This is a genomic window from Bradyrhizobium sp. WBOS07, assembly GCF_024585165.1.
In the GTDB taxonomy this organism is placed as follows: Bacteria; Pseudomonadota; Alphaproteobacteria; order Rhizobiales; family Xanthobacteraceae; genus Bradyrhizobium; species Bradyrhizobium japonicum_B.
Window position 1 is genome coordinate 1,565,335 of record NZ_CP029008.1, and the last position, 26,015, is coordinate 1,591,349.

A 26,015-nucleotide genomic window follows, 5' to 3' on the forward strand; every position below is an offset into this window, starting at 1 on the left:
AATCTCTCCGCTGAGGCAGTCTGGATTGCTTCGTCGCTTCGCTCCTCGCAATGACGAGCAGGATCAAGTCATGTCCATTCTCGAAAACACCATCTCCCCCGGCAGCGCCGCCTACCAGGCCAACCGCGACGGCATGCTTGGTCTCATCGACCGCATGCGCGCGCTGGAAGAGCGCACGCGTGCCGCATCTGCCGCGGCGAAGGACCGTTTCCACAAGCGCGGCCAGTTGCTGCCGCGCGAGCGCGTCGCGCTGGTGCTCGATCCCGGCGCGCTCTTCATCGAGCTGTCCACGCTCGCGGGCTACATGTTCGACGTGCCGGACGCGAGCAAGAGCGTGCCCGGCGGCGGCGTCATTGCCGGCATCGGCTTCGTCTCGGGCGTCCGCTGCATGGTCAGCGCCAGCGATTCCGGCATCGACGCCGGCGCGCTGCAGCCTTTCGGCCTCGACAAGACGCTGCGGGTGCAGGAGCTCGCGCTGGAGAACAAGCTGCCTTACGTGCAGCTGGTCGAAAGCGCCGGCGCAAACCTGCTGCGCTATCGCGTCGAGGATTTTGTCCGCGGCGGCAACATCTTTCGCAATCTGGCGCGGCTCTCGGCGGCAGGCCTGCCTGTCGTCACCGTCACGCACGGCTCGTCGACCGCCGGCGGCGCCTATCAGACCGGCTTGTCCGATTACATCGTGATGGTGCGCGGCCGCACCCGCGCCTTTCTCGCGGGGCCGCCGCTGCTGAAGGCCGCGACCGGCGAGATCGCGACCGAGGAAGAGCTCGGTGGCGCCGAGATGCACACGCAGGTCTCAGGCCTCGGTGACTATCTCGCCGAGGACGACCGCGACGCGCTGCGTATCGCGCGCGAGATCATGGCAGCGCTGCAATGGGAGCGGCCGGGCCGGCCGGCTCCGGAGTTCAAGCCGCCGCGCTACGACCAGGACGAACTGCTCGGCATCATGCCGATGGACCACAAACGTCCGGTCGACATGCGCCAAGTGATCGCGCGCATCGTCGATGATTCCGATTTCACCGAGATGGCGCCGAATTACGGCCCGGCCACCGTCTGCGGTCATGCCCGGATCGAGGGACAGGCGATCGGCATCATCACCAACAACGGTCCGCTCGACCCTGCCGGCGCCAACAAGGCGACGCATTTCATCCAGGCCTGCTGCCAGACGCGTACGCCGCTGCTCTATCTCAACAACACCACCGGCTACATGGTCGGCAAGGCGTACGAGGAAGCCGGCATGATCAAGCACGGCTCGAAGATGATCCAGGCGGTCACTTCGGCCACGGTGCCGCAAATCACCATCTATTGCGGCGCTTCCTTCGGCGCCGGCAATTACGGCATGTGCGGCCGCGGCTTCCATCCGCGCTTCTGCTTCTCCTGGCCCAACGCCAAGACCGCCGTGATGGGCGGCGAGCAGGCCGCCGAGACCATGGCCATCGTCACCGAGGCCGCTGCTGCCCGACGCGGCAAGCCGATCGAGAAGGACAAGCTGGACGCGATGAAGGCGCAGATCATCGGCGTGTTCGACGGCCAGATGGATGTGTTCTCGACCAGCGCGCGCGTGCTCGACGACGGCGTGATCGATCCGCGCGACACCCGCGCCGTGTTGTCAGAAGTGCTCGCGATCTGCCGCGAGGGCGATGCGCGCACACCTCAGCGCATGCAGTTTTCGGTGGCCCGCCCATGAGGAACGGATCAGTGCAGCACCGGCCGTTCTTCAAGGTCCTTGTGGCCAATCGCGGCGAGATCGCACTGCGCGTGATGCGCAGCGCGCGGCGGCTCGGCCTCGGCGTCGTTGCGATCTATTCGGATGCGGATCGCGATGCGCTCCATGTGCGGCAAGCCGACCAGGCCGTGCGCGTCGGCGAAGCCTTGCCGGCGCAGTCCTATCTCAACATCCCCGCGATCATCGTCGCGGCCAAGGCGAGCGGCGCCGATGCCGTCCATCCCGGCTACGGCTTCCTCGCCGAGAACGAGGAGTTTGCGCAAGCCTGCAAGGATGCCGGCCTGGTCTTCATCGGCCCGTCGCCGCAGGCGATCGAGGCGATGGGCAACAAGGCCGGCGCCAAGGATCTCATGAAGAAGGCCGGCGTTCCCGTCGTGCCCGGCTATCAGGGCGCGGAGCAGGGCGACGAAATCATGCTCGCGGAGGCCAGGAAGATCGGCTTCCCCGTCATGATCAAGGCCGTCGCCGGCGGCGGCGGCCGCGGCATGCGGCTCGTCACTGAAGCAGCCTTGTTCCCGGATGCGCTGCGCAGCGCGCGGTCGGAAGCCAAGTCCGCGTTCGGCGATCCCACAATCATCCTCGAACGTGCGATCCAGAATCCACGGCACATCGAGATCCAGGTGTTCGGCGACAGCCACGGCAACGCCATCCATCTCGGCGAGCGCGACTGCTCGGTGCAGCGGCGGCACCAGAAGCTGATCGAGGAGGCGCCATCGCCCGCGGTCACGCCGGAGCTGCGCGCCAGGATGGGTGAGGTTGCGGTCGCTGCGGTGAAGGCGCTGCGCTATGAGGGTGCGGGCACGCTGGAGTTCCTGCTCGATGCCAGCGGCGAATTCTACTTCATGGAGATGAACACGCGTCTTCAGGTCGAGCATCCCGTCACCGAGGCGATCACGGGGCTCGACCTCGTCGAGCTGCAGCTGCGCGTCGCGCGCGGCGAGCAATTGCCGGTGAAGCAGCAGGACATCAAGTTCTCCGGCCATGCCATCGAGGTGCGGTTGTGCTCGGAAGATGCCGCGCATGACTTCATGCCGCAGTCGGGCCGCATGGCGCGCTGGCAGGTGCCTGACAGCATCCGTGTCGAGCATGCACTGCAATCGGGCTCGGAGATTCCCCCGTTCTACGATTCCATGATCGCCAAGGTGATCAGCCATGGCACCACGCGCGAGGAGGCGAGGGGACGGCTGATCGTCGGCCTGGAGCAGCTCACCGCGTTCGGCGTGACGACCAACCAGGCGTTCCTGCTGTCCTGCCTGCGCCATCCCGGCTTTGCCAAGGGCGAGGCCACCACGGCCTTCATCGGAGCGCACCGCGACGAATTGCTGGCGCCGCGGCGAGAGGCGGCATTCGATACGGCGCTCGCGGGACTGCTGCTCTACGTCACCAATCCGCGCGCGCCGTCCTGGCAAAGTGGCCGGAGCCTGTCGGCCACGTTCCCGCTTCCTGCGAAGATCGAGATCGCAGGCCACGCGCACGAGCTTGACATCACGCGCGAGCGTGACGGCAGTTATATCGTGGCGACCGATGGCCGGCAGGACCGGTTCGAGATCGAGCAGCTTGATTCCGACGTGATCCGCTTCCGCCATGACGGCGTGATGGACAGCGCCAAATTCCTGCGCGACGGCGAGCGGCTCCACTTCCAGCATCGCGGTATCCCGCTCACAGTGAGTGACCTGACCCTCGCTGCGCCGAAGGCGGCCGCCAGCAATGGCGGCGACGGCAAGGTCCGCGCGGCCCTGAACGGCCGCGTCGTCGCCGTCCTGGTCAAGCCGGGCGACCGCGTCGCAGCCGGCCAGCCGGTGATGACGCTGGAGGCGATGAAGATGGAGCACGTCCACAAGGCCGGCATCGACGGCGTGGTCGCCGCGATCGACGTCGCCGAGGGCGATCAGGTGACCACGGGCAGGATCGTGGCGGAGATCGGCGCCTAACCTCGTGTCCCGGACGCGCGAAGCGCGAGCCGGGTCCCAGGTCATTCACGGCGCGGCCCTGCTAGGGCCGCCCGCACGAGACATTAGACCCGACCATATTTGTGAAAAACATCATGATGCCAACAGAATAGATAAAATTTCGCGGCCGTGGACGATCTGCGTTGAACATTGTTCATTCTATTGCTACTAATAATGAACAACGTTCAATTCAGGAGTACCGCATGTCGCGCGCAAACGATCCCATCCAGGCGGCTGCCATCCTCCCCTCAGTGTCCCGCCGCCTCGCGTTCGGCGCGACACAATCCCGCGAAAAATATCTGGCCGCGGTGCTGCTCGTGCTGGCGCTGGCGGCGCTGTTCGCGCCCGCGCTGCCTGCCGCCGCCTGGCACATCCCGCATTTCGTCGACGGCCGAACCTGGCTCGGCGTGCCCAACGCCGCCGACGTGCTGAGCAATCTCGCCTTTCTCGCCATGGGTGTCTGGGGCACTGAGCGGCTGCGCGGCCGTCTCGATGTGCCGGTCGGTGCAAGCTGGCTTTTTGTGGGACTGATCCTCACCTGCCTGGGCTCAGGCTTTTATCATCTCGACCCCGACGTGCCGCAACGGCTGGTCGCCGACCGCCTCGGCATGGCCGTGGCGTTTGCGGGATTTCTGGGAATCGCAGCCAGCGAGCGCATCAGCGTGCGCGCGGGCGAGGCGGTGCTGGTGCTGATGATGATCGCGGGCCTGCTGGCGGCCTGGGTCGCGCACGAGAACCTCATGCCATGGGTCGTCGTGCAGTACGGCGGCATCGCGCTCGCCGTGGCACTGGCGTTGACGCGGCCCCGGCCCGGCGCGCTTGGCGTGCCGCTCGGCGGCGTGATCTTCTTCTATGCATTGGCCAAGCTGTTCGAGCTTGGCGATGCGATCGTGTTCGACGCGACGGGCCATGTCGTCTCCGGCCACACGCTCAAGCATCTGGCCGCCGCGCTGGCGGCCTGGCCGGTGATCAGCTCATTGCGGCATGAACCACAATCGTAGACTGGGCAAAAGCGCGCAGCGCCGTGCTCACCCTACACAGTCGCGTTGCTCCGTCCCGTTCCCTCATTGAGCAGACACGCCACCTGGTGGCCGTCGCCCGCGTCCAGCAAGGCCGGCCGCTCGATCTTGCACCGCTCCATCGCAAACCGGCAGCGGGTGTGAAATGCGCAGCCCGACGGTGGATTGACCGGGCTCGGCACGTCGCCGTCGACCAGCGGCGCGAGCTTCTTCGCCAGCGGGTTGGCGATCGGCACCGAGGCGAGCAGCGCCTGCGTGTAGGGATGCCTGGGATTGCGGAACAGCTCGTCCTTGCCTGCGATCTCGACGATGCGGCCGAGATACATGACGGCGACGCGGTGGCTGATATGCGCCACCACGGCGAGGTCGTGGGCGATGAAGAGATAGGAGAAGCCGTGCTGCCGCTGCAGGTCGATCAGAAGGTTGATCACCTGCGCCTGGATCGAGACGTCGAGCGCGGAGACCGGCTCGTCGCAGACGATCAGGCGGGGCCCCAGCGCCAGTGCCCGCGCGATGCAGATGCGCTGGCGCTGGCCGCCGGAGAATTGATGCGGGAAGTTGCGCATCTGGTCGGGGCGCAAGCCCACCTGCTCGAACAGCTCTGCAACCCGCGCCTCCAGCGCCTTGCCGGTCGCGAGACCATGCACGATGAGCGGCTCGCCGACGATGTCGCCGGCGGTCATGCGCGGATTGAGCGAGGCGAACGGATCCTGGAACACGATCTGCATCGAGCGCCGGTGCGGGCGCAGCGCCGACTTGGAGAGGTACGTGATGTCCTCGCCGTCGAGGCGGATCTGGCCAGAGGTCGGCTCGACCAGGCGCAGCACGCTGCGCGCCACCGTCGACTTGCCGCAGCCGGACTCGCCGACGAGCCCGAGCGTCTCGCCGGCCTGAAGGGAAAACGAGACGCCGTCGACCGAATGCACGGTGCCGACCTGTCGCCGCAGCACGCCGGCGCGCACCGGATAATATTTCTTGAGGTCGGTGACCTCGAGCAGCGCCTCGGTCATGCCACCTCCGAGACTTCTTCCGCGCGCCAGCAGGCGGCGAGATGGCCGCCGCCCCAATCCGCCAGCGGCGGATATTCGGCCTCGCAACGTTTGATGGCGAGCTTGCAGCGCGGCGCGAAGGCGCACCCCTTCGGCAACCGCACCAGCGACGGCACCGTGCCGGGGATCTCGTTGAGCCGCGCCGGCGCGACGATGCCGGGGGCGGGGACGGCCGGGATCGAGGCCATCAGCCCGCGCGTATAAGGATGCTTTGGCGAGGCGAACAGCGCCTCGACGTTGGCCTCCTCGACCTTCCGTCCCGCATACATCACGATCACGCGCTGCGCGGTCTGGGCGACGACGCCGAGATCGTGCGTGATCAGGACGAGCCCGGTGCCCAACTCTCTCTGAAGGTCGAGGATTAGCGCCAGGATTTGCGCCTGAATGGTGACGTCGAGCGCCGTGGTCGGCTCGTCCGCAATCAGCAGCGCCGGCCGGCAGGCCAGCGCCATCGCGATCATCGCGCGCTGGCGCATGCCGCCTGACAGCTGATGCGGGTATTCCCTCGCGCGTCGCGCCGGTTCGGGAATGCGCACCAGGCGGAGCATCTCGACGGCGATGTCCTGGGCCTCCCTGGCCGGGATGCTCCGGTGCAGCCGCACGGCTTCGACGATCTGGTCGCCGATCCGCATCACCGGATTGAGCGACGTCATCGGCTCCTGGAAGATCATGGAGACGCGGTTGCCTCTGACGGCGCGCATCTCGGCCTCGTCCAGCGCCAGCAGATCGGTGCCTTCGAGCGAGACGGAGCCGCCGACGATGCGGCCGGGCGGGTCGGGCACGAGCCGCATCAGCGACAGCGCGGTGACGCTCTTGCCGCAGCCGGATTCGCCGACGATCGCCAGGGTCTCGCCGCGCCTCACGCTGAAGGAGAGGTCGTCCACGGCCCTGAACAGGCCGGAATTGGTGAAGAACACCGTCTTCAGGTTCTTCACCTCGAGCACGAGATCGGATTGATTCGTCATCAGCCGCGCTGCCGGGGATCGAGAATGTCGCGCAGGGCGTCGCCGAACAGATTGGCGCCGAACACGGCGAGGCTGATGGCGATGCCCGGAAAGATCACGAGCCAGGGCGCCGTGCGGACATATTCGGCGGCGGACTCCGACAGCATGCGGCCCCAGGACGGATAGGGCTCAGGAATGCCGAGGCCGAGGAAGGAGAGGGAAGCCTCGGTCAGGATGGTCGAACCGAGCTGGGCGGTCGCGAGCACGATCAGCGGCGCCAGCGTGTTCGGCAGCACGTGACGCAGCGCGATCCGCACCTCGCTCATTCCGATCGACTTGGCGGCCTCGACGAAGGGCTGCTCGCGCAGCGCCAGCGTGTTGGCGCGGGTGACGCGCGACACGGTCGGGATCAGCGGGATCGCGATGGCGATAATGACGTTCGGCAGGGACGGGCCGAGCGCCGCCGTCATGATCAGGGCGAGGACCAGCAGCGGCAGCGCCTGAAGCACGTCGGAAACGCGCTGGAAGACGAGATCGACCCAGCCGGACAGATAGCCGGAGGTGAGCCCGACGATGACGCCGATCGTGCCGCCGAGCGCGGTCGAGCCGATGCCGACGGCGAGCGAGATGCGCGCGCCGTGGATGATGCGGCTGAACACGTCGCGGCCGAAGGAATCGGTCCCCATCCAGTGCGCCCAGCTCGGGCGCGCCAGCGCGCGCGCGGAATCGACCGTCAGCGGGTCATAGCGCGCGATGAAGTCGGCAAAGACCGCGGTGAGCACGAACACCGTCATGATGATGAGCCCGGCCGCGCCGAGCACGTGCCGCTGCGCCAGGAACAGCACGCGCCGCCAGCCACCGGTGGCATATGCGCCGGCGCGCCTCAGTTCAACGTCGAAGTCGATCGCGGCCATGTCAGCTTTATCCTCCCCCTCTCCCCGCTTGCGGGGAGAGGGTCGGGGTGAGGGGCGCTTTGGGTGAGGGGGGCTTTCCACGGGGGAGGTGAGAGTTGGACTCGCGGACAGTCCCCCTCACCCGTATTGCTGCGCAATCCGACCTCTCCCCGCAAGCGGGGAGAGGTGAAGGAAAGCGCAGGCGCTGCGTGAGTAATAAACATTCGCCTAATCCGTGTACCTGATCCGCGGGTCGAACACCGCGTAGAGCATGTCGACGGTGAAATTCGCGACCACGACGACCACGGCGATGAACATCACGAGGTTCTGCACGATCGGATAGTCGCGCCAGCGGATCGCCTCGACCAGGAAGCGGGCGACACCGGGGATGTTGAACACGGTCTCGGTGACGATCAGGCCGCCGATCAGGAAGGCCGCTTCGATGCCGATCACGGTGATCACGGGCAGAATCGCGTTCTTCAGCGCGTGGCGATAGTTCACGGCGGCATCGGAGGCACCCTTGGCGCGCGCGGTGCGGATGTAGTCCTGCCGCAGCACTTCCAGCATCGAGGACCGCGTGATGCGCATGGTCAGCGCCGCGCTGCGGAAGCCGACCGCGGCGGCCGGCACCGCGTAGGTCGCGAACGCCTCGAGCCAGGTCTGCGGATTCGGGTTGAAGATCGGCATCTGGCCGAACATCGCCACCGATGCGGTGAGGATCAAAAGGCCGAGCCAGAACGAGGGCAGCGACAGGCCGCTGAGGCTGACCACGCGCAAGGCGTAATCAAGCCGCGTGCCTTGCCTCACGGCGCTGATGACGCCCAAGGGAATCCCGATCGAGGCCGAGAACAGCAGGGCGAGACCGGCGAGCTTTGCCGTGATCGGAATTCGCGGCAATATCTCCTGTAGCGCCGGCTTCTCGGAAACGTAGGAAAAACCAAAGTCGCCGCGCACAAAGCCGCTGATCCAGTGCCAATATTGCACGATCAGCGGCTGGTCGATGCCGAGCTCCTTCTCCAGATTGGCCTTGTCGGCGGGATCGACATAGCCGGCGGCGGCGAACAGGATGTCGACGATATTGCCGGGCACGACGCGCAGCAGGACGAAGATGACGACCGAGATCCCGAGCAGGGTCACGAGCATCAGGAACAGGCGTCGCACCAGATAGGCAAACATCCTTCGCCCTCCGCGAGCCGCTAGCCTTCAGCCTGCCGTGCTACTTGTCGAGCCACACATCCTCGTAGCGAAAGCCGTTATAGGAGCTGTTCGACATGATCGTGACGCCCTTCACGTAAGGCTGCCAGCAGGTGCCGGCGCGTGCATGGAAGATGATCGGACGGGCGACGTCCTCCTGCAGCTTCCTGTCGATGTCCCACACCAGCGGCTTGCGCTTGTTGACGTCGGTCTCCTGCGATTGCACGTCGAACAGCTTCTCGATCTCCTTGTTGCAGTAATTGGTGTAGTTCCGCTCCGAGCCGCAGGAATAGTTCTCGTAGAAGGACTGGTCGGGATCGTCGACGGCGCTGCCGGTCAGGTTGAGGCCGAGCATGTAGTCCTTGCGCGCGACCTTCGGAAACCAGTTGGCGGTTTCGACGACGTCGAGCTCGCCGTCGATATAGATGCTCTTGAGCTGGTCGATCAGGATCACCGCGGGGTCGCGATATTCCGCGATGTTGCGTGTCGAGACCTTCACCGCAAGATGCTTGTCGGGACCGTAGCCCGCCTTCTGCATCAGCTTTTTCGCCTCCTCGCGGTTCGCGTTGACGTTCGGGCCGTAGCCCGGAATGGTCTCGAGCTTGTCCTTGGGCATGCCCCAGATGCCCTGAGGCGGCGGCAGCATGGTGCCGCCGATATCGGCCTGGCCCTCGAACAGGATGTCGACGAAGGCCTTGCGGTCGAGCGCAAGCGACATGGCTTTGCGAACATCGATGTTGTCGAACGGCGCCGACGTCGAATTGACGATGATGTTGGTCGAAACGTTGGTCGGCTCGACGACGCAGGTCGCGTTCGGCGCCTGCGACTTGATGTCCTTCAGCAGCGGGATCGTGATGTGCGTCGGGAAGGTCATGTCGAACTTGCCGGCGACGAAAGCGAGGATCGCGGTCGAGCGGTTCGTGATGATCGTGTACTCGATGCCGTCGAGACGGGGCAGGCCCTTCTTCCAATAGTCCGGATTTCGCGTCAGCTTGATCGATTCATTGGCCTTGAACTCGACGAACTTGAACGGTCCGGTCCCGATCGGATGGGTGCGCATGTCCGCCGGAGAGACGTGGCAGGGATAGACCGGCGTATAGCCGGATGCCAGCATCGCGAGCAGCGAGGGTTGCGGCCGCTTCAGGGCGAATGAGACCTCGAAATCGCCATTCGTCGTGATCTCGTTGACTTCGTTGTACCAGGCCTTGCGTGGATTCTGCCGCAGCTTCTGCTGCGATTTGCCCATCAGGAGATCGAAGCTGCATTTGACGTCGGCCGACGTGAATGGCTTGCCGTCGTGCCATTTGACGCCCTGACGCAGCTTGAACGTCAGCTTCTTGTTGTCGCTGCTCCAGGACCAGCTTTCGGCGAGCTCGGGCCTGAGCGTATCGGGAGTGTTCTGCGCGATGTGCTGATCGTAGATGACGAGATTGTTGAAGACCCCCATGAACGGCACGTTGACCGAATAAGTCGCGCCTTCGAGGATCGAGGCGTTGGCCGGACTGTCGCGGTGATACATCCGCAGGACGCCGCCCTGCTTGGGCTCGCCGGCAAGCGTGGCACTTGAGGCCGTCAGCACAGATAGCATCGCCGTCACGGCGAGCGCCCACACGCTCCGCATGCTCATCCTCCCTGGACATCGGCCTTTTGCGGCCTGTTTGTCGCGACGATAGCACGCAAGCCGCGCGTGGCAACCCCGATAGCGCCGCCGCGGCATTTCGGATGACGGAAGGGCCGCGGGGCCTCACATCTCACAGCGTGAGAGTGCAGGTGCGAAGAGAGCGGGAACTGAAGTGTCTTGCTGCTTTTCAAGCATCCATCGTCGTCCCGGACGAGCGAAGCGCAGATCCGGGCCCCATAATCCCAGGGAGGAGTTTTGCGATGACTCGGAGTTGTCTGCTCGCGCGACAACCACGCCCTGTGGTTATGGATCCCGGGTTCGCGTGACAGTCACCTCACACGATCCTTGACGCCTTGTTTCCCCAATAGCGGTCCCGCAGCAGGCGTTTGTACAGCTTCCCGGTCGGCAACCGCGGCAATTCCTTCTCGAAATCGACCGAGCGCGGTACCTTCTGCCGCGACAACGATTTCGCGCAGAACGCGATCAGCTCCTCGGCCAGCGCCGCGTCCGGCACCACGCCCGGCATCGGCTGCACCACCGCCTTCACCTCCTCGCCGAGATCGGCATTGGGCACGCCGAACACCGCGGCATCGGCGACCTTCGGATGGGTGATCAGGAGGTTTTCGCATTCCTGCGGATAGATGTTCACTCCGCCGGAGATGATCATGAAGGTCGCGCGGTCGGTCAGGTACAGGAAGCGGTCCTGGTCGACATAGCCGACATCGCCGACCGTGCTCATGCTGCCGTCGGCCGAGCGCGCCTCCTTGGTCTTCTCCGGATCGTTGAAATATTCGAACGGCGTCGCCGTCTTGAACCAGACCTGGCCGGGCGTGCCGGCCGGACATTCCCGCATGTTCTCGTCGAGGATGTGGAGGTCGCCGAGCAGCACCTTGCCCACGGTGCCGCGATGGCTAAGCCATTCCTCGCTGTTGCAGGCGGTGAAGCCGAGGCCCTCGGTCGCGCCGTAATATTCGTGGATGATGGGTCCCCACCATTTGATCATGTCGTCCTTGACCAGCGCCGGGCAGGGCGCGGCGGCATGGATCGCGATCTCGAGCGACGACAGGTCGTAGCGCTTGCGGAGATCCTCCGGCAGCTTCAGCATGCGCGAGAACATCGTCGGCACCAGCTGGGTGTGGGTGATGCCCCAGCGCTGGACCAGCTCGAGGTAGCGCTCGGGATCGAAGCTCTCCATGATGATCACGGTGCCGCCCATGCGGATCGTGAGGTTCACGGCGGCTTGCGGTGCGGAATGATAGAGCGGGGCCGGCGAGAGATAGACCATGCCCTCACGGTAGTGCCAGAGCTTGGTCAGGAAATCGAACAGCGGCAGATTGTGCTTCGGCGGCTCCTCCGGCAGCGGCCGCAGGATGCCTTTCGGCCGTCCCGTCGTGCCGGACGAGTACAGCATGGCCGTGCCCAGCCATTCGTCCGCGATCGGTGTCGCCGGCATGTCCGCGGTCACGTCCGCAAGCCCGACGATGCGCTCGCTTTCGCCCGGGCCATCGGCGACGATGCAGAGCTTGATATCGGGGCAGGACTTGATCGCCTCGCGCGCGATGTCGAGCTTCGCCACCGACGTGATCAGGATCCTGGACTGGCTGTTGACGAGCAGATAAGCGAGCTCGCCCGGTGTCAGGAAGGAGTTGATGCAGGTGTAGTACAGCCCGGAGCGTTCGCCCGCGCCGCAGGCTTCCAGGTACCGCGAATTGTTCTCCATGAAGATCGAGTAATGGTCGAGCCGCCTCAAGCCTTGCTTGCGGAACAGATGCGCCAGCCGGTTGCTGCGCGCCTCGAGCTCGCGATAGGTGACGGCCTCGCCGGTCGACGCCATGATGAAGGCGGGTTGCAGCGGGCGCAGGCGGGCGTGGTGACCAGTGTACATCTATCCTCCGGCTTGAATCATGCGGCGAGAAGCAGGATTTCGCGCACCTCTGCCGGGCCTTCGATCTTGCGCGGGTTGCGCGGCACCCAGGGCGTGCGCATCGCCTGTTCGGCGATCGACTCGAAGTGCTCGGGCGACACATGTACCTCGGCGAGGCTGCGCGGCATGCCGAGCGAGCGGATGAAGGCATCGAGCACGTCGGCGGCGTCGTGGCCGGGATAGCCCATGGCGGCGGCGACGATCATCTGCCGCTCGGCATTGTCGCGCCCGTTCCAGCGCATCACCGCCGGCAGCATGACGCAGGAGGTGTAGCCGTGCGGCACATCGAAGGCCGCGCCCAGCACGTAGCCGATGCCGTGGCTCGCGCCCATCGGCACGCCGGCAGCGAGCGCGCCCATCGATAGCCAGGTGCCGATCTGCGCGTCCATTCGCGCGTCGAGATCGGCGGGATTGGCCTTCACCCGCGGCAGCGCGTCGGCGAGCATGGCGAGGCCCTTCACCGCCTGCGCGTCGGCATAGGGATGCGTCTCGCGCGAGCAGATCGCCTCGACGCAATGGTCGATGGCACGGATGCCGGTCGACAGGAACAGCCATTCCGGCGTGTGCACGGTGATGGCCGGATCGAGGATGGTCGCGCGCGGCACGGTCAGCGGATGCCGCAGCATCTGCTTCACGTTCGTGCTGCGGTCGGTGACGCCGGCGATCGCGCTGAACTCGCCCCCGGCGATCGTCGTCGGCACGCTGACCTGCCGCACCGTCGGCGCATTCATCTCGGGTGCGATGCCCTTGCGGACGCGGATGCGCTCGATGCCGTCTATATCGGTGATGCCATTGGCGAGGCAAAGCTGCACCGCCTTGGCACCGTCGGTGATCGAGCCGCCACCCACGGTGACGATCAGATCAGCCTCCGCCGCGCGCGCCGCATGTGTGGCCGCGATCACCGCCTCGCGCGGCGTATGCGCCGGCATGGCGTCGAACAGGCCGGCGCAGCGCGGGCCCAGCGCCTGCTTGATCGTCTCGATTTCGTCGGTTTGCCGGTTGAGCGTGCCAGAGACCATCAGGAAGGCGCGGCGCGTTCCCAGCCGGTCCATCTGCGCGACGATGGCGCCCGCCGCGGGATGGCCGAATACGACCTCCTCGATCGCGCCGAAAACGACACGTCCCTGGTGCACGCCTGTCCTCCCGGACAATTCGCCTTGTTTTTGTGCAGGTTAATCTAGCCGAGCCGCTAGGTCCCGTCATGTGTGAAGGCGCTGAGGGCGCCGAAGCCGGCTCTCGAACTGTCAACCCGTCTTCCGGCCAGGGCGCTCGTCCGAGCATTGCGCGCATCGCAGTCTTGAAGAGTTCATCTTGGCCACCCATCTTGTGGCGCCCGCAGGTAGAAGCGTACCATGTGGCTTTCTGCGGCTTTTGTGCGAGGACCTGGGATGAGCGGACCGGATGGAAGCGAGCGGTTTGTCAAAAAGCACGATTTCGTTCTGGCCCGACCGATTGCAATCACCGCGCTGCTCGTCGCGGCTGTCGCGCTCACCGGTTGTGACAAGCCGGCTTCGCAGGCCGCCGCTCCGCCGCCGGCGGCGGTGACGGTGGCCCAGCCGGTCAAGCGCACCGTCACCGATTGGGACGAGTTCACCGGACGCTTCGAGGCGGTCGAGGAGGTGCAGGTGCGCCCGCGCGTCGGCGGCTTCGTCAACTCGGTGGACTTCCAGGACGGCGCGATCGTGCGACAGGGCGATCTGCTCTACGTGATCGACCCGCGCCCGTTCGAGGCGGTGGCGATACAGGCGGAAGGCCAGCTGTCCGATGCACGGGCCAAGGTGGAGCTTGCCAAGCGCGAGCTCGACCGCGGCCTCAGTCTGGTGCAGACCAGCGCGGTCTCCGAGCAAGTCGTCGATCAGCGCCGCCAAGCCCTGCAGGCCGCGCATGCCGCCGAGATGCAGGCCGAAGGCGCGCTGAAGGCCGCCAAGCTCAACATCGAGTTCACGCATGTGACGGCGCCGCTGACGGGACGCGTCAGCCGCCATCTCGTCAGTCCCGGAAATCTCGTGCAGGGCAGCGACAGCGGCACGTCGACATTGCTGACGTCCATCGTCACGCTTGATCCGATCTACATCTATTTCGACATGGATGAGGCGACCTTCATCAAATATAGCAAGCTGTGGTTCGAAGGCCGGCGCCCGAGCTCGCGCGACACGGCGAACCCGGTGCAGGTGACGCTCGCCGGCGAGACCAAACCGTCGCATGAAGGCACCATCAACTTTCTCGACAACCGCCTCGACGTCTCGACCGGCACGCTGCGGAGCCGCGCGGTCGTCAAGAACACCGACCTTTCGATCCTGCCCGGCCAGTTCGGCCGTGTCAGGCTGATCGGCAGCGCGCCCTATGAGGCTCTGCTGATCCCCGATGCCGCCGTCGCGACCGACCAGTCCCGCAAGATCGTTTTCGTGGTCAAGCCCGATGACACCGTCGAGGCGCGTCCCGTCGTGCTCGGTCCGCTGGACGACGGCCTGCGCGTGATCCGCGAGGGCTTGAAGGCGGAGGACCGCGTCATCGTCAACGGCATCCAGCGCGCCCGGGTCGGCGCCAAGGTCGCACCGCAGACCGCGCCAGCCCCAGCCGGTAACAAGTCATGAATCTCGGCCGTCTCTCCATCAACCAGCCCATCCTGGCGATGGTGCTGTCGATCGTGCTCCTGATCGTCGGCGCGCTCGCCTACACCACGCTGCCGGTCTCGGAATATCCGCAAGTGGTGCCGCCGACCGTGGTGGTCACGACGCAATATCCCGGCGCCTCCGCGCAGACCGTGTCCGATACGGTCGCAGCTCCGATCGAGCAGGAGATCAACGGCGTCGAGGACATGCTGTATCTCTACAGCCAGGCCACCTCGAACGGCCAGCTCACCATCACCGTCACCTTCAAGCTCGGCACCGACCTCGACAAGGCCCAGGTGCTGGTGCAGAACCGCGTCGCCATCGCGCAGCCGCGGCTGCCCGAGGAAGTCCAGCGCAACGGCGTCACCACGCGCAAGAACTCGCCCGACATCCTGATGGTCGTGTTCATGTTGTCGCCTGACGACACCTTCGATCAGCTCTACATCTCCAATTACGCACTGCTCCAGGTCCGCGACCAGCTGCTGCGCCTCGACGGCGTCGGCGACATCCAGATCTTCGGCGCGCGCGACTATTCGATGCGGCTGTGGCTCGACCCCGACCGGATCGCCAATCTCGGCCTGACCTCGGCCGAGGTGCTGGCTGCGATCCGGGCCCAGAACGTGCAGATCGCCGGCGGCCAGATCGCCGAGCCGCCGATCGCCGACCGCGCCTTCCAGCCGAATCTCACCTTCACCGGCCGGCTGAAGGACCAGAAGCAGTTCGAGGACATCCTGATCAAGGCCGGGTCCGACGGCCGCGTCGTGCGGTTGCGCGACGTCGCCCGCGTCGAGCTCGGGGCGCTGGCTTATTCCACCAACAGCTTCCTGCTGCGCAAATCCGCGGTCGCCATGCTGGTGACGCAGCGGCCGGGGTCGAACGCTCTCGCCACGGCAAAGAACATCAACGACACCATGACGAGGCTGAAGGAGAGTTTCCCGAAGGGCCTCGATTACAATATCGGCTACAATCCCACCGAGTTCATCGCCCAGTCGGTGCACGAGCTGATCAAGACCATCTACGAGGCCATGCTGCTCGTGGTGATCGTGGTGCTGGTGTTCCTGCAGGGATGGCGTCCCGCGATCATTCCGATCATCGCCATCCCGGTGTCGCTGGTCGGCACCTTCGCGGTGATGGCGGCGCTGGGCTTCTCCATCAACAATCTCACGCTGTTCGGCCTCGTCCTCGCCGTCGGCATCGTGGTCGACGACGCGATCGTGGTGGTCGAGAATGTCGAGCGACATCTCGAGCACGGCATGAGCCGGCGCGACGCCGCGCTGAAAACCATGGAGGAAGTCGGCAGCGCGCTGGTCTCGATCGCCTTGGTGCTGTGTGCGGTGTTCGTGCCGACGGCGTTTCTCGGCGGCATTTCCGGGCAGTTCTTCCAGCAGTTTGCGGTCACCATCGCGGTTGCGACCGCGATCTCCTGCTTCTGCTCGCTGACGCTGTCGCCGGCATTGGCATCGCTGATCCTCACCCCGCACGAGGCGAAGCGCCCGCCGGCGAGCTGGAACGTCGTCGCGCGGGCCTGGGGTGCCTTCACCGGCGTGTTCAACCGCGTGTTCGACCGCCTCGCGCACGGTTATGCCGGCCTCGCCAACTTTGTGATCCGGCATTCGGTGCTGATGCTCCTGATCTACGTCGTGCTGATCGGCAGCGCCGGCTGGCTGATCGTGACCACGCCGCAGGGCTTCATTCCGGCGCAGGATCGCGGCTACGTCATCGTGTCCGTGCAATTGCCCGGTGCGGCCTCGCTGGCGCGCACCACCGAGGTGGTGCGCGAGATCGAGCGGATCGCGCTCGATACGCCGGGCATAGTCCGCGTCGCCGCCTTTGCCGGCTTCTCAGGCGCCACCCGCACGCAGGCCGGCAATGCGGCGGCGCTGTTCCCGGTGTTCGACGAGCCCGAGGCGCGGATCAAGAAGGGGCTGTCCGCAACCGCCATTACGGTCGAACTGCGCAAGCGCCTGTCCGCGATCCAGGGCGCCTTCATCATCGTGATTCCGCCGCCGGCCGTGCCCGGCATCGGCACCGGCGGCGGCTTCACCATCCGCATCCAGGACCGCCAGGGCCGCGGGCCTGAAATGCTCGCCGCGGCCACCGATGAACTCGTCGCCGCAGCGCGCAAATCGCCCCTCCTGCTCGGCCCCTCCGTGTTTTCGCCGTTCACGGCCAACACGCCGCAGCTTTTCGTCGATATCGACCGCACCAAGGCGCAGAAGCTCGGCGTTCCCATCTCGAACATCAACGACACGATCCAGAGCTATTTCGGATCGACCTATGTCAACGACTTCAACCTGTTCGGCCGCACCTATCACGTCACCGCGCAGGCCGACTTCCCGTTCCGCAAGGAGCCGAGCGATCTCGCACGCCTGCGCACGCGCAATGCCTCCGGCGACATGGTGATGCTCGGCAGCGTGGTCGAGTTCAAGGACGTCTCGGGCCCCGATCGCGTCGCGCGCTACAATCTCTATGCCGCGTCCGAGCTCCAGGGCGAGCCCGCACCAGGCACCAGCTCGACCACCGCGCTCAACGCCATCAAGCAGCTGGCGAACGACACCTTGCCGAGCGGCTTCACCTTTGAATGGACGGATCTGTCCTATCAGCAGGTCACCGGCGGCAATGCCGGCCTCTACGTGTTCCCGATCTGCGTGCTGTTCGTCTATCTCGTGCTGGCCGCGCAATATGGCAGCTGGACCCTGCCGTTCGCGGTGATCCTGATCGTGCCGATGTGCCTGCTGGCTGCCACCATCGGCGTGCGCCTCATGGGCCAGGACGTCAACATCCTCACCCAGATCGGCTTCGTCGTGCTGGTGGGGCTAGCCGCAAAGAACGCGATCCTGATCGTCGAGTTCGCCCGCGACATCGAGAATGAAGGCAGGCCGCGGCTGGAAGCCGTGATCGAGGCCTGCCGTCTGCGCCTGCGGCCGATCCTGATGACCTCCTTCGCCTTCATCCTCGGCGTGCTGCCGTTGGTGATCTCGACCGGCTCCGGTTCCGAGATGCGGCAGGCGGTGGGCGTTGCCGTGTTCTTCGGCATGATCGGCGTCACCCTGTTCGGCCTGCTGTTCACGCCGATCTTCTATGTGGTGGTGCGGAACCTGGCGGAGGGGCGGAACGAAGGCAAGAAGCCGGAGCTGGCGGCCTCGTAAGTGTCGGTAGCGGCCACTCGCGTCCCCTCATTCACGGTGTCATCCCCGCCTAGTGCGCAATTGCGCACGGGGCGCGGGGATCCATAACCACAGGGAGGAGTTTGGTGCGACACGGTCACTCCGAGTCTTCGTCAAACTACTTCCTGTGGCTATGGATCCCGGATCTGCGCTTCGCTCGTCCGGACGACACCAGTTGTTGTGCGGCGAGCCCTTCATACTAACGACCAACTTGAAACGGATGGGCAGGCGCGGGGTTCTTCCCTAATATCCGCGCGATTTCAAAACAGAAACTGCTGGGAGATAATGGATGAAATCAGCACTTTTGGCCGCCGTCGTAACCTCCGCTCTGGTGCTGGCGGCGCCGGCCTCCGCCCAAGGCGTCAAGATCGGCATCCTCAACGACCAGTCCGGCGTCTATGCCGATTACGGCGGCAAATGGTCGGTCGAGGCGGCCAGGATGGCGATCGAGGATTTCGGCGGCGAGGTGCTCGGCCAGAAGATCGAGCTCGTCACCGCGGACCACCAGAACAAGCCGGACCTTGCAGCCTCGATCGCGCGGCGCTGGTACGACGTCGAGAACGTCGACATGATCACCGAGCTGACGACCTCCTCGGTCGCGCTCGCGATCCACGAGCTCTCCAAGGAAAAGAAGAAGATCGACATCGTCGTCGGCGCCGCGACCTCGCGGCTGACAGGCGATGCCTGCCAGCCCTATGGCTTCCACTGGGCCTATGACACCCGTGCGCTCGGCGTCGGCACCGGCGGCGCGTTGACCAAGGCCGGCGGCGACACCTGGTTCTTCCTCACCGCGGATTACGCCTTCGGCTATGCGTTGGAGAAGGACACCAGCGAGATCGTCGCCGCCAACGGCGGCAAGGTGGTCGGCTCGGTGCGCGTGCCGCTCAACTCCTCGGACTTCTCCTCCTTCCTGCTCCAGGCGCAGAGCTCGAAGGCGAAGATCGTGGGCCTCGCCAATGCCGGCCTCGACACCACCAACTCGATCAAGCAGGCGTCCGAGTTCGGCATCGTCGCAAGTGGTCAGAAGCTCGCCGGCCTCCTGATGACGCTTGCCGAAGTGCACGGCCTCGGCCTGCAGGCCGCGCAGGGCCTGGTGCTGACGGAAGGCTTTTACTGGGACGTCAACGACAAGAGCCGCAATCTCGGCGAGCGCTTCCTCAAGCGCACCGGGCGGATGCCGAACATGATCCAGGCCGGCACCTACTCGGCGACGCTGAGCTATCTGAAGGCGGTCAAGGCCGCGGGCACCAAGGATCCGGATGCCGTCGCCAGGAAGCTGAAGGAGCTTCCGGTCGACGACGACTTCGCGCAAGGCGGCAAGGTGCTCGAGAACGGCCGCATGGTCCACGACATGTATCTGTTCGAGGTCAAGAAGCCCGCGGAGTCGAAGAAGCCCTGGGACTATTACAAGCTGCTCGCCACCGTCCCCGGCGACAAGGCCTTCTTCACCGCCAAGGAAAGCGGCTGCCCGCTGACGAAGTGAGAGAATAGGCACAGCGCGCCCCACACACTCGGTGTCGTCCCGGACAAGCGCGCCTCAAGCGCGCGCCGATCCGGGACCCATAACCACAGGCAGACGTGGTTACGGGGACTCGGAGTTGCCGACTCGCGTCACGACATCTCCCTGTGGATATGGGTCCCGGATCTTCGCTGCGCTCGTCCGGGACGACAGCGGAATGTGCAGTCCCGGATGGCCTCACACCAGCCGCAACACCACCGCCCCCAGCGCTCCCACCCACAGCGCAAACGCCGCGAGTATCTGGATCGCGAAACCCGGGCCGCGCTTGACCGCCGCCTTCGAATAGCCGATGAAATAGACGACGCGGCCGATGATCCAGACCGCGCCGAGCCCCGCGGCGATGGCGTCGCTGATGTAGACTGCGAACAGCCACAGCGCCGGCAGGACGATCGGCATCCATTCCAGCGTGTTCATCTGGATGCGGAAGGCACGGTCGAAATCCGGATGGCCTGACGTCGCGGGCACCTTGACGCCGGTCTTGGTGCGCGCGCGCGAGACGTTGATGATGGTGAAGAAGTAAAATGCGATCGCCAGCAGGGTGACGAGGGCGGTGAGGTGATACATCGCGAGGTCCCTTTAGAGGTCGCGGCTTCAATAGCCGGTCATCTCGAGATAACCAACACCGTCATGGCTTCCGGCAAAGCCGATCGGCCCTTCCCAATAGGGAAAGCCGGTCCCCATCCAGGCTTTCGGATTGAGCGGCTTGCACAGGATCGAGAACGATCGCGACGGGATCGCGATGTGCCATTCCACCGGCACCTTGCGTCCTGCGACCTCCACCGTCGCTTTCGGAATCATCTGGATGTCGTCCCCCGCGATCATCTGCGTGTTGCCGGAGGCGTCGATCCAATTGCCGAACGGATGATTCTTGCCGTCCTTCTGCCGCAGCCGGTACAGCATCAGCTTGTCGCCCGACGACAGATGCAGCGACAGCCAGTCCCAGCCGGTCTGATCCTTGTCGAGCGGCTGGCTGCTCCATTCCCTGTCCATCCAGGCCTGGCCCGAGACACTGGCCGCCTTGTCGTCGATGGTGATCGTGCCGCGGGCGCGGTAGAACGGCTGGCTGTAATAATAGGACGCCTGACCGCGCTCCGATTTACGGCTGTAGCCGCGATCGCCCTGCAGCACGACCGGACGGTCGGCCTCGAGCGTCAGCGCGTAGCTGAAGTCGGTGCTGGACGCCTTCAGCGTCAGCGGCGCCAGATTGCGATCGTCGGCGGGCTCGATGCCCTTCATTTGCCAATCGTCGATCCAGGCATCGAACGGCTTTTCCATGACTCCGGCCTGCCCGACGCCGCCGCGCGAAAATGTTTCGTTGAAGCGATGAGTGTCGGCGCGCGTCACCGCGGCATGGGCCATCCAGACCTGCTGATTGGCCCAGCCTTCGCCTTGCGGGCCCGGCTGCGCCGCCTGGCGGAACAGCGTCCATTGCAGGCCGCAAGCCGCACCGCTGACATCGACGAGGTTGGCTGTGAGATACCACCACTCGATGCGAAACTCCGGATGCGGCCCGTGATCGGCCGGAAAGGCAAATGGTCGTCCCGGCGTCACCTTCGCAAAGCCGTCCGCGGTCTCGCCGAGCCCGGCATAGCCTTGCGCAGCGGCGCGGCGCGCGAGCGCCAGCGCGGCAATGCCGCCGCCGAAGGCGCGGCGCGAGATGCGATCAGCGCTCATTGGCAAACACCTTGACGAGGCTCGCCGGCTGCATCCGCGCCAGCCGCACCACCGGCAGGAGGGCCGCCAGCAGCGAGGCCAGCAGCGCCACCGCGACCAGCACGATCAATTGCTCCGGAAACACGTGGAACGGCAGCCGCCAGCCGAACGCCTTCACGTTCACGATCGCGATCAGGCACCATGCCACCAGAAGGCCGAGCGGCACCGCCAGCAGCGCCGTGAACAGCGCCACCGACAGCGTCTTGGCCAGCTCGATTGCGGCAAGGCGCGGCCGCGTGATGCCGATCGCCCACAGCGGCGCGAGCTGCGGCAGGCGGGAATTCGCCAGCGTGAGCAGGCTCGTGAACAGCGCGATCCCGGCGACACCGAGCGTGAAGGCATTCAGCGCGGAGGTCACCGCAAAGGTACGGTTGAAGATGCGGATCGATTCCGCCTTCACCGTCGCCTGGTCGGCGACGCTGCGGTCGTCGAGCGCGAACTGCTTCTGCAACGCCGCGATCAGGCCCGGGATGCTTTCCTTCGCGACGATGAGGCCGATCCGCGTCTGCGGCGTCTGCGGAAATTGCCGGATCAGCGCCGCGACGTTCACGGTCAGCTGTCCCCTTGGATTGCCGTAATCGGCATAGATGCCGACGATGTCGAGCTCCCAGGTCCCGCCAGGCGCCGGCACCGCGACGACGTCGCCGATGCGGACATTCAGGCGGCGGCTGAGCTGCTCGCTGATGAAAGCGGCGTTGCCGGGGACCAGCCGGGTCCAGGCCCGCGGCGCGGCGTCCAGCAGCGGCCAGCGCTCGCGATAGAGCGCGTGATCGGGCAGGCCGAGCAGCTCCACCGGCTGGCCCTGAAGCTGCGCTTCGGCGCGGCCGCCCGACAGGATCGCCTGCACGTCGCTGCGTTCCTTCAGCCAGTTGCGGATCGCGACACCTTGCGCATTGTCGGAGGCGCTGATGTAGACGTCGGCGGCGAGCCGTCCGTTCAGCCAGCCGAGGAAGGTGCGGCTGAACGTCTCCACCATGGTGGACACCCCGACATTGACGGCAAGCGCCAGCAGCAGCGCCATCAGCGCCAGCGACAGGCCGGAGAGCTGCTGCCGGCTGTCCGCCCAGAACCACAGCGCCAGCGGTCTTCGCGCGGCACGTTGGCCTGTGAGCAGGAGGAGCTCGAGCAACGCCGGCAGGATCAGGGCCGCGCCGAGCATCAAGGCCGCCAGCAAGCCAAAGCCCGCGATCAGCGATTCGCCGTAGCGCAGCAGCAGCAGCGCGACCGCGAACACGGCGCCGGCCGCACAGCTTTGCAGAACCAGCCAGCGGCGCTGCCGCTGCTGCCAGGCGCGCGGCTGCGCCGTCGCCAGCACCGGCATCGTGACCGCCTTGACCAAGCTGGTGGCCGCCGCGACCAGCGCGCCCGCAATGCTGATGCCGATGCCGGCGAGCCACCATTCGGGCCGCAAGCTGAGCTGCCCCGGGATCTGCGCGCCATAGAGCCCGCGCAGCGACGCCGCGACGTCAGGCAGCAGCACCGCGGCAATGAAATAGCCGCACACGAGCCCGATCAATCCTGCGACCAGCGCCAACGCGACGAGCTCGACCACCAGCACGGAATTGACGAGCCGCGCCGAGGCGCCGCAGGCGCGCAGCGTCCGCAGCATCGGCAGCCGCTGCTCGAAGGCGAGGCCGACGGCTGAATTGACGATGAAGAGCCCGACGAAGAACGACAGCAGGCCGAACGCCGTGAGGTTGAGATGGAAGCTGTCGGTGAGGCGCTCCAGCTCGGTCTCCGCATTCGGCTCGACCAGCTGCAATTGATCGCCGACGACGCTGGCCAGCGGGGCGGGCTTGCTCTTCGGCTTGCCGATCAGCAGCCGCGACAGCTGATCCGGCTTGTTCAGCAGGCGCTGCGCCACGCCGATATCGACCACCAGCACGCCGGGCGCGAGCTGCGGCAGCACGCGCAGCGGCGGCAATGTTGCGCCGTTGCTGATCGCAGGTGCCGCGCCTTCAGCTTCCTGCAAGTCGCTCAGCGTCTCGCGTGCCGCCAATGTCTGGCCCGGCGGCGCCACGAAGCTGCTCAAATCGGCGGCACCGAGGCGCGGCGCATCGCCGATTTCGGCCGGCAGCGTCACCGGCTCGATCCCGAGCAGCCGCACCGAGCGGCCGTTGATCTGGACCCGGCCTTCCAGTGTCGGTGACACCGGCCAGCCGGCGCGGCGCAGCTTGATGAACAGCTCCTGCGGAAACGTCGCCGCGTTGCGCGCGACCAGCATTGCGGTGCGGGTGCCGCCGAACGTCGCCGCGGCGCGGTCATAGGCGGTGCGGGCCTGCTGGTTGATGGCCTGCACGCCGCTCCACAGCGCGGTCGCCGCAATCAGCCCGACCAGAAGCGTCGCGAACTGCATCTTGTGACGACGCCAATGGCTGAGCAGCACCGCGAGGATCCAGAGCGCGCGTCTCATGCGATCCGCCCCGCATGCAGGGTGAGGTGGCGGTCGAGTGTTGCGGCCAGATGCAGGCTGTGCGTCACCATCAGGAAGCCGCAGCCAGTGCGCGCGACGAGGTCGCGCGCCAGCGCCAGCACGTCCTCGGCGGTGTCTTCATCCAGATTGCCGGTCGGCTCGTCCGCCAGTAGCAGCGAGGGCTTTGTCGCCAAGGCCCGGCCAATCGCGACCCGTTGCTGCTGACCGCCGGACAATTGCTCGGGATAGCGCTTCAGGAGTGATCCAAGCCCGAGCCGTTCGGTCAGCTCGTTGGTCCAGGCTGCATCGTGACGGCCGGCGATCCGCGCCTGAAACACCAGATTGTCCGCGACCGAAAGACTCGGGATCAGGTTGAACTGCTGAAAAACCAGGCCGATCCGGTCGCGCCGCAAGCTGGCGCGACCGGCATCGGAGAGCTTGGTGACCTCGACGTCCTCCAGTTGGATCGAGCCGCCGTCGGCGGCGTCCAATCCCGCGATCAGATGCAGCAGCGTGCTCTTGCCGCTGCCGGACTCGCCGGTCAGTGCGACGCGTTCGCCGGCCTTGAGGTCGAGATCGACACCGCGCAGCACATGGACCGGTTCGCCGGCCGAGGAGAAGGTCTTGGAAAGATTTCGGATGCTCAGCACGATGAATGGCGCCGGACGGAATGAGGACTTGTTGCGTAGCACACTTGCTGTGGAAATGCCGGGTTGCGTTGGTCTCGAACCCGTTGTTAGCTTCCAAGACGGCCAAATCAAAAAGGTGCCAAAAACACATGCGGGGAGAACGATGAGCGCTCAGGGAACGCCCGATGCGGCGGGCAGGACGGCAGGGCAGTCCAGGGATTCGGCGAAGCCAACGCCGAAGGGCGCCTGGACCATCACCTTTCTCCTCTTTCTCTTCATGGTCGTGAATTTTGCGGACAAGATCGTCGTCGGCCTCGCCGGCGTGCCGATCATGACCGATCTGAAGCTCTCGCCGGAGCAGTTCGGCCTGCTCGGCTCCTCGTTCTTCTTCCTGTTCTCGATCGCCGCCATCGTGGTCGGCTTCATCGTCAACAAGGTGCCGACGCGCTGGGTGCTGCTGACGCTCGCGGTGATCTGGGCGCTGGCGCAGTTTCCGATGGTCGGCACCGTCTCCTTCACCACGCTCCTGATCTGCCGCATCGTGCTAGGCGCCGGCGAAGGCCCGGCCTTCTCGGTCGCCGCGCACGCGATCTACAAATGGTTCCCCGACGAGAAGCGCACGCTGCCGACCGCGATCCTGTCGCAGGGCTCGGCCTTCGGCGTCATCCTGGCCGTGCCGGCGCTGAACTGGGTCATCGTCAATCATTCCTGGCACTACGCCTTCGGCGCGCTCGGAATCGTCGGCCTGATCTGGGTTGCGGCCTGGCTCGTGCTCGGCAAGGAAGGGCCGCTGGAGGACACGCAGGTCCTTGCCGAGACAGAGCAGAAAATTCCCTACTTGCAGCTTCTCACCTCGCGCACCTTCATCGGCTGCGTTGCCGCGACCTTCGGTGCCTATTGGGCGCTGTCGCTCGGCCTGACCTGGTTCACGCCGTTCATCGTCAAGGGGCTGGGCTTCTCGCAGAGCCAGGCCGGCTTCGTCTCGATCCTGCCCTGGGTGTTCGGCGCCACCATCGTCATTCTCACCGGCTGGATCTCGCAGGTGATGGTGGCGCGCGGCTACAACACCCGCGTCGCGCGCGGCGTGCTCGGCTCGGTGCCTTTGGTGATCGGTGGACTGATCCTGGCGATGATGCCGCATGTTCAGGATGCGGGCCTGCAGATCGCGCTGCTGGTGGTCGGCTCGGGCCTGTGCGGCGCGATCTATGTCGTCTGCCCACCGATGCTCGGCGAGTTCACGCCGACCTCGCAGCGCGGCGCCATCCTCGCGATCTACGGTGCGCTGTACACGCTGGCCGGCATCATCGCGCCGGCCGTGATGGGCGCGACGATCCAGCGTGCCGGCAGCACGCTCGACGGCTACATGACCGGCTTCACCATCAACGCCGTGATCATGGTCGGCTCCGGTCTGCTCGGCCTGCTGCTGCTGTGGCCGAACACGGAGAGGGCGAGGTTGACCCGTGGTGCCGCGGCACGGGCCAGCGCGCTGAAGGGCGCGGTGTCGCCGACGTAAGGGAGGCCGCTTTCTTACCCTCCCCTGGAGGGGGAGGGTCGCTACGCATGAAGCATAGCGCAATGCGTAGCGGGGTGGGGTGACGGTCTCTCCGCGACGAACAGTGCCCGAGTGGAGAGATCACCCCACC

General features: G+C 65.8%; 18 protein-coding genes. 7 read left to right on the forward strand and 11 right to left on the reverse strand.

Annotation, left to right across the window (positions count from 1 at the left end; translation table 11 throughout):
• Nucleotides 1–70 precede the first annotated feature (70 nt).
• The 3 genes from DCM79_RS07335 (at nt 71) to DCM79_RS07345 (ending at nt 4,676) form a co-directional block, all read left to right on the forward strand.
• Entirely contained in the window at nt 71–1,687 is a 1,617-nt protein-coding gene (locus DCM79_RS07335) for an acyl-CoA carboxylase subunit beta (protein WP_257179301.1), read from the forward strand.
• Nucleotides 1,684–3,657 (forward strand): acetyl-CoA carboxylase biotin carboxylase subunit, encoded by a 1,974-nt coding sequence (locus DCM79_RS07340; protein WP_257179302.1) that lies wholly within the window; start codon nt 1,684–1,686, stop codon nt 3,655–3,657. Before DCM79_RS07335 ends, DCM79_RS07340 begins: the two co-directional genes overlap by 4 nt.
• A 221-nt stretch (nt 3,658–3,878) precedes the next feature.
• Complete coding sequence (locus tag DCM79_RS07345) at nt 3,879–4,676, forward strand: hypothetical protein (protein WP_257179303.1); 798 nt, start codon at nt 3,879–3,881, stop codon at nt 4,674–4,676.
• A 32-nt stretch (nt 4,677–4,708) separates the two neighbouring features.
• Here the strand turns inward: DCM79_RS07345 and DCM79_RS07350 are convergent, their stop codons facing one another.
• The 7 genes from DCM79_RS07350 to DCM79_RS07380 all read right to left on the reverse strand — a co-directional run bounded on the left by DCM79_RS07350 (nt 4,709) and on the right by DCM79_RS07380 (nt 13,452).
• The gene (locus tag DCM79_RS07350; RefSeq protein WP_257179304.1) at nt 4,709–5,704 is read right to left on the reverse strand and encodes an ABC transporter ATP-binding protein; all 996 of its coding nucleotides are present in this window, start codon (nt 5,702–5,704) and stop codon (nt 4,709–4,711) included.
• Entirely contained in the window at nt 5,701–6,708 is a 1,008-nt protein-coding gene (locus DCM79_RS07355) for an ABC transporter ATP-binding protein (protein WP_257179305.1), read from the reverse strand. The genes DCM79_RS07350 and DCM79_RS07355 overlap by 4 nt, the downstream gene beginning before the upstream one ends.
• Nucleotides 6,708–7,601 carry an ABC transporter permease gene (locus DCM79_RS07360; RefSeq protein WP_257179306.1) on the reverse strand — a complete coding sequence of 298 codons (894 nt, stop codon included), beginning with the start codon at nt 7,599–7,601 and terminating at the stop codon, nt 6,708–6,710. Before DCM79_RS07360 ends, DCM79_RS07355 begins: the two co-directional genes overlap by 1 nt.
• A 207-nt stretch (nt 7,602–7,808) precedes the next feature.
• On the reverse strand, nt 7,809–8,756 hold the full coding sequence (locus DCM79_RS07365) for an ABC transporter permease (protein WP_257179307.1): 948 nt from the start codon (nt 8,754–8,756) through the stop codon (nt 7,809–7,811).
• Between the two features lie 40 nt (nt 8,757–8,796).
• Nucleotides 8,797–10,395, reverse strand: coding sequence for an ABC transporter substrate-binding protein (locus tag DCM79_RS07370; RefSeq protein ID WP_257179308.1), 1,599 nt, complete (start codon nt 10,393–10,395; stop codon nt 8,797–8,799).
• A gap of 334 nt (nt 10,396–10,729) precedes the next feature.
• Nucleotides 10,730–12,280, reverse strand: coding sequence for an AMP-binding protein (locus DCM79_RS07375; RefSeq protein ID WP_257179309.1), 1,551 nt, complete (start codon nt 12,278–12,280; stop codon nt 10,730–10,732).
• Nucleotides 12,281–12,297: 17 nt separating this feature from the next.
• Nucleotides 12,298–13,452: an iron-containing alcohol dehydrogenase gene (locus tag DCM79_RS07380; RefSeq protein WP_257179310.1), complete on the reverse strand. Its 1,155-nt coding sequence runs from the start codon at nt 13,450–13,452 to the stop codon at nt 12,298–12,300.
• A 255-nt stretch (nt 13,453–13,707) separates the two neighbouring features.
• Between DCM79_RS07380 and DCM79_RS07385 the strand changes: the two genes are divergently transcribed.
• From DCM79_RS07385 to DCM79_RS07395, 3 genes are all read left to right on the forward strand, one after another.
• Nucleotides 13,708–14,913, forward strand: coding sequence for an efflux RND transporter periplasmic adaptor subunit (locus DCM79_RS07385; RefSeq protein ID WP_257179311.1), 1,206 nt, complete (start codon nt 13,708–13,710; stop codon nt 14,911–14,913).
• Nucleotides 14,910–18,080 carry an efflux RND transporter permease subunit gene (locus DCM79_RS07390; RefSeq protein ID WP_257179312.1) on the forward strand — a complete coding sequence of 1,057 codons (3,171 nt, stop codon included), beginning with the start codon at nt 14,910–14,912 and terminating at the stop codon, nt 18,078–18,080. Before DCM79_RS07385 ends, DCM79_RS07390 begins: the two co-directional genes overlap by 4 nt.
• A gap of 307 nt (nt 18,081–18,387) precedes the next feature.
• Nucleotides 18,388–19,581 (forward strand): ABC transporter substrate-binding protein, encoded by a 1,194-nt coding sequence (locus DCM79_RS07395; protein WP_257179313.1) that lies wholly within the window; start codon nt 18,388–18,390, stop codon nt 19,579–19,581.
• Nucleotides 19,582–19,794: 213 nt separating this feature from the next.
• Here the strand turns inward: DCM79_RS07395 and DCM79_RS07400 are convergent, their stop codons facing one another.
• From DCM79_RS07400 to DCM79_RS07415, 4 genes are read right to left on the reverse strand one after another with little or no spacing between them, the layout of a single operon-like run.
• The gene (locus DCM79_RS07400; RefSeq protein ID WP_257179314.1) at nt 19,795–20,181 is read right to left on the reverse strand and encodes an MAPEG family protein; all 387 of its coding nucleotides are present in this window, start codon (nt 20,179–20,181) and stop codon (nt 19,795–19,797) included.
• A gap of 27 nt (nt 20,182–20,208) precedes the next feature.
• Nucleotides 20,209–21,291, reverse strand: a complete 1,083-nt coding sequence (locus DCM79_RS07405; protein ID WP_257179315.1) for a lipocalin-like domain-containing protein — start codon at nt 21,289–21,291, stop codon at nt 20,209–20,211.
• Nucleotides 21,281–23,743, reverse strand: a complete 2,463-nt coding sequence (locus DCM79_RS07410) for an FtsX-like permease family protein (RefSeq protein ID WP_257179317.1) — start codon at nt 23,741–23,743, stop codon at nt 21,281–21,283. The genes DCM79_RS07405 and DCM79_RS07410 overlap by 11 nt, the downstream gene beginning before the upstream one ends.
• The gene (locus DCM79_RS07415) at nt 23,740–24,393 is read right to left on the reverse strand and encodes an ABC transporter ATP-binding protein (protein ID WP_257179318.1); all 654 of its coding nucleotides are present in this window, start codon (nt 24,391–24,393) and stop codon (nt 23,740–23,742) included. The genes DCM79_RS07410 and DCM79_RS07415 overlap by 4 nt, the downstream gene beginning before the upstream one ends.
• A gap of 142 nt (nt 24,394–24,535) precedes the next feature.
• Between DCM79_RS07415 and DCM79_RS07420 the strand changes: the two genes are divergently transcribed.
• Nucleotides 24,536–25,885 carry an MFS transporter gene (locus tag DCM79_RS07420; RefSeq protein WP_257179319.1) on the forward strand — a complete coding sequence of 450 codons (1,350 nt, stop codon included), beginning with the start codon at nt 24,536–24,538 and terminating at the stop codon, nt 25,883–25,885.
• Nucleotides 25,886–26,015 lie beyond the last annotated feature (130 nt).

Coding starts and splice junctions, on each gene's coding strand:
- DCM79_RS07390 (WP_257179312.1), top strand. CDS start 14,910: ATGAATCTCGGCCGTCTCTCCATCAACCAGCCCATCCTGGCGATGGTG.
- DCM79_RS07375 (WP_257179309.1), bottom strand. CDS start 12,280: ATGTACACTGGTCACCACGCCCGCCTGCGCCCGCTGCAACCCGCCTTC.
- DCM79_RS07370 (WP_257179308.1), bottom strand. CDS start 10,395: ATGCGGAGCGTGTGGGCGCTCGCCGTGACGGCGATGCTATCTGTGCTG.
- DCM79_RS07335 (WP_257179301.1), top strand. CDS start 71: ATGTCCATTCTCGAAAACACCATCTCCCCCGGCAGCGCCGCCTACCAG.
- DCM79_RS07365 (WP_257179307.1), bottom strand. CDS start 8,756: ATGTTTGCCTATCTGGTGCGACGCCTGTTCCTGATGCTCGTGACCCTG.
- DCM79_RS07385 (WP_257179311.1), top strand. CDS start 13,708: ATGAGCGGACCGGATGGAAGCGAGCGGTTTGTCAAAAAGCACGATTTC.
- DCM79_RS07360 (WP_257179306.1), bottom strand. CDS start 7,601: ATGGCCGCGATCGACTTCGACGTTGAACTGAGGCGCGCCGGCGCATAT.
- DCM79_RS07395 (WP_257179313.1), top strand. CDS start 18,388: ATGAAATCAGCACTTTTGGCCGCCGTCGTAACCTCCGCTCTGGTGCTG.
- DCM79_RS07400 (WP_257179314.1), bottom strand. CDS start 20,181: ATGTATCACCTCACCGCCCTCGTCACCCTGCTGGCGATCGCATTTTAC.
- DCM79_RS07410 (WP_257179317.1), bottom strand. CDS start 23,743: ATGAGACGCGCGCTCTGGATCCTCGCGGTGCTGCTCAGCCATTGGCGT.
- DCM79_RS07345 (WP_257179303.1), top strand. CDS start 3,879: ATGTCGCGCGCAAACGATCCCATCCAGGCGGCTGCCATCCTCCCCTCA.
- DCM79_RS07420 (WP_257179319.1), top strand. CDS start 24,536: ATGAGCGCTCAGGGAACGCCCGATGCGGCGGGCAGGACGGCAGGGCAG.
- DCM79_RS07350 (WP_257179304.1), bottom strand. CDS start 5,704: ATGACCGAGGCGCTGCTCGAGGTCACCGACCTCAAGAAATATTATCCG.
- DCM79_RS07355 (WP_257179305.1), bottom strand. CDS start 6,708: ATGACGAATCAATCCGATCTCGTGCTCGAGGTGAAGAACCTGAAGACG.
- DCM79_RS07340 (WP_257179302.1), top strand. CDS start 1,684: ATGAGGAACGGATCAGTGCAGCACCGGCCGTTCTTCAAGGTCCTTGTG.
- DCM79_RS07405 (WP_257179315.1), bottom strand. CDS start 21,291: ATGAGCGCTGATCGCATCTCGCGCCGCGCCTTCGGCGGCGGCATTGCC.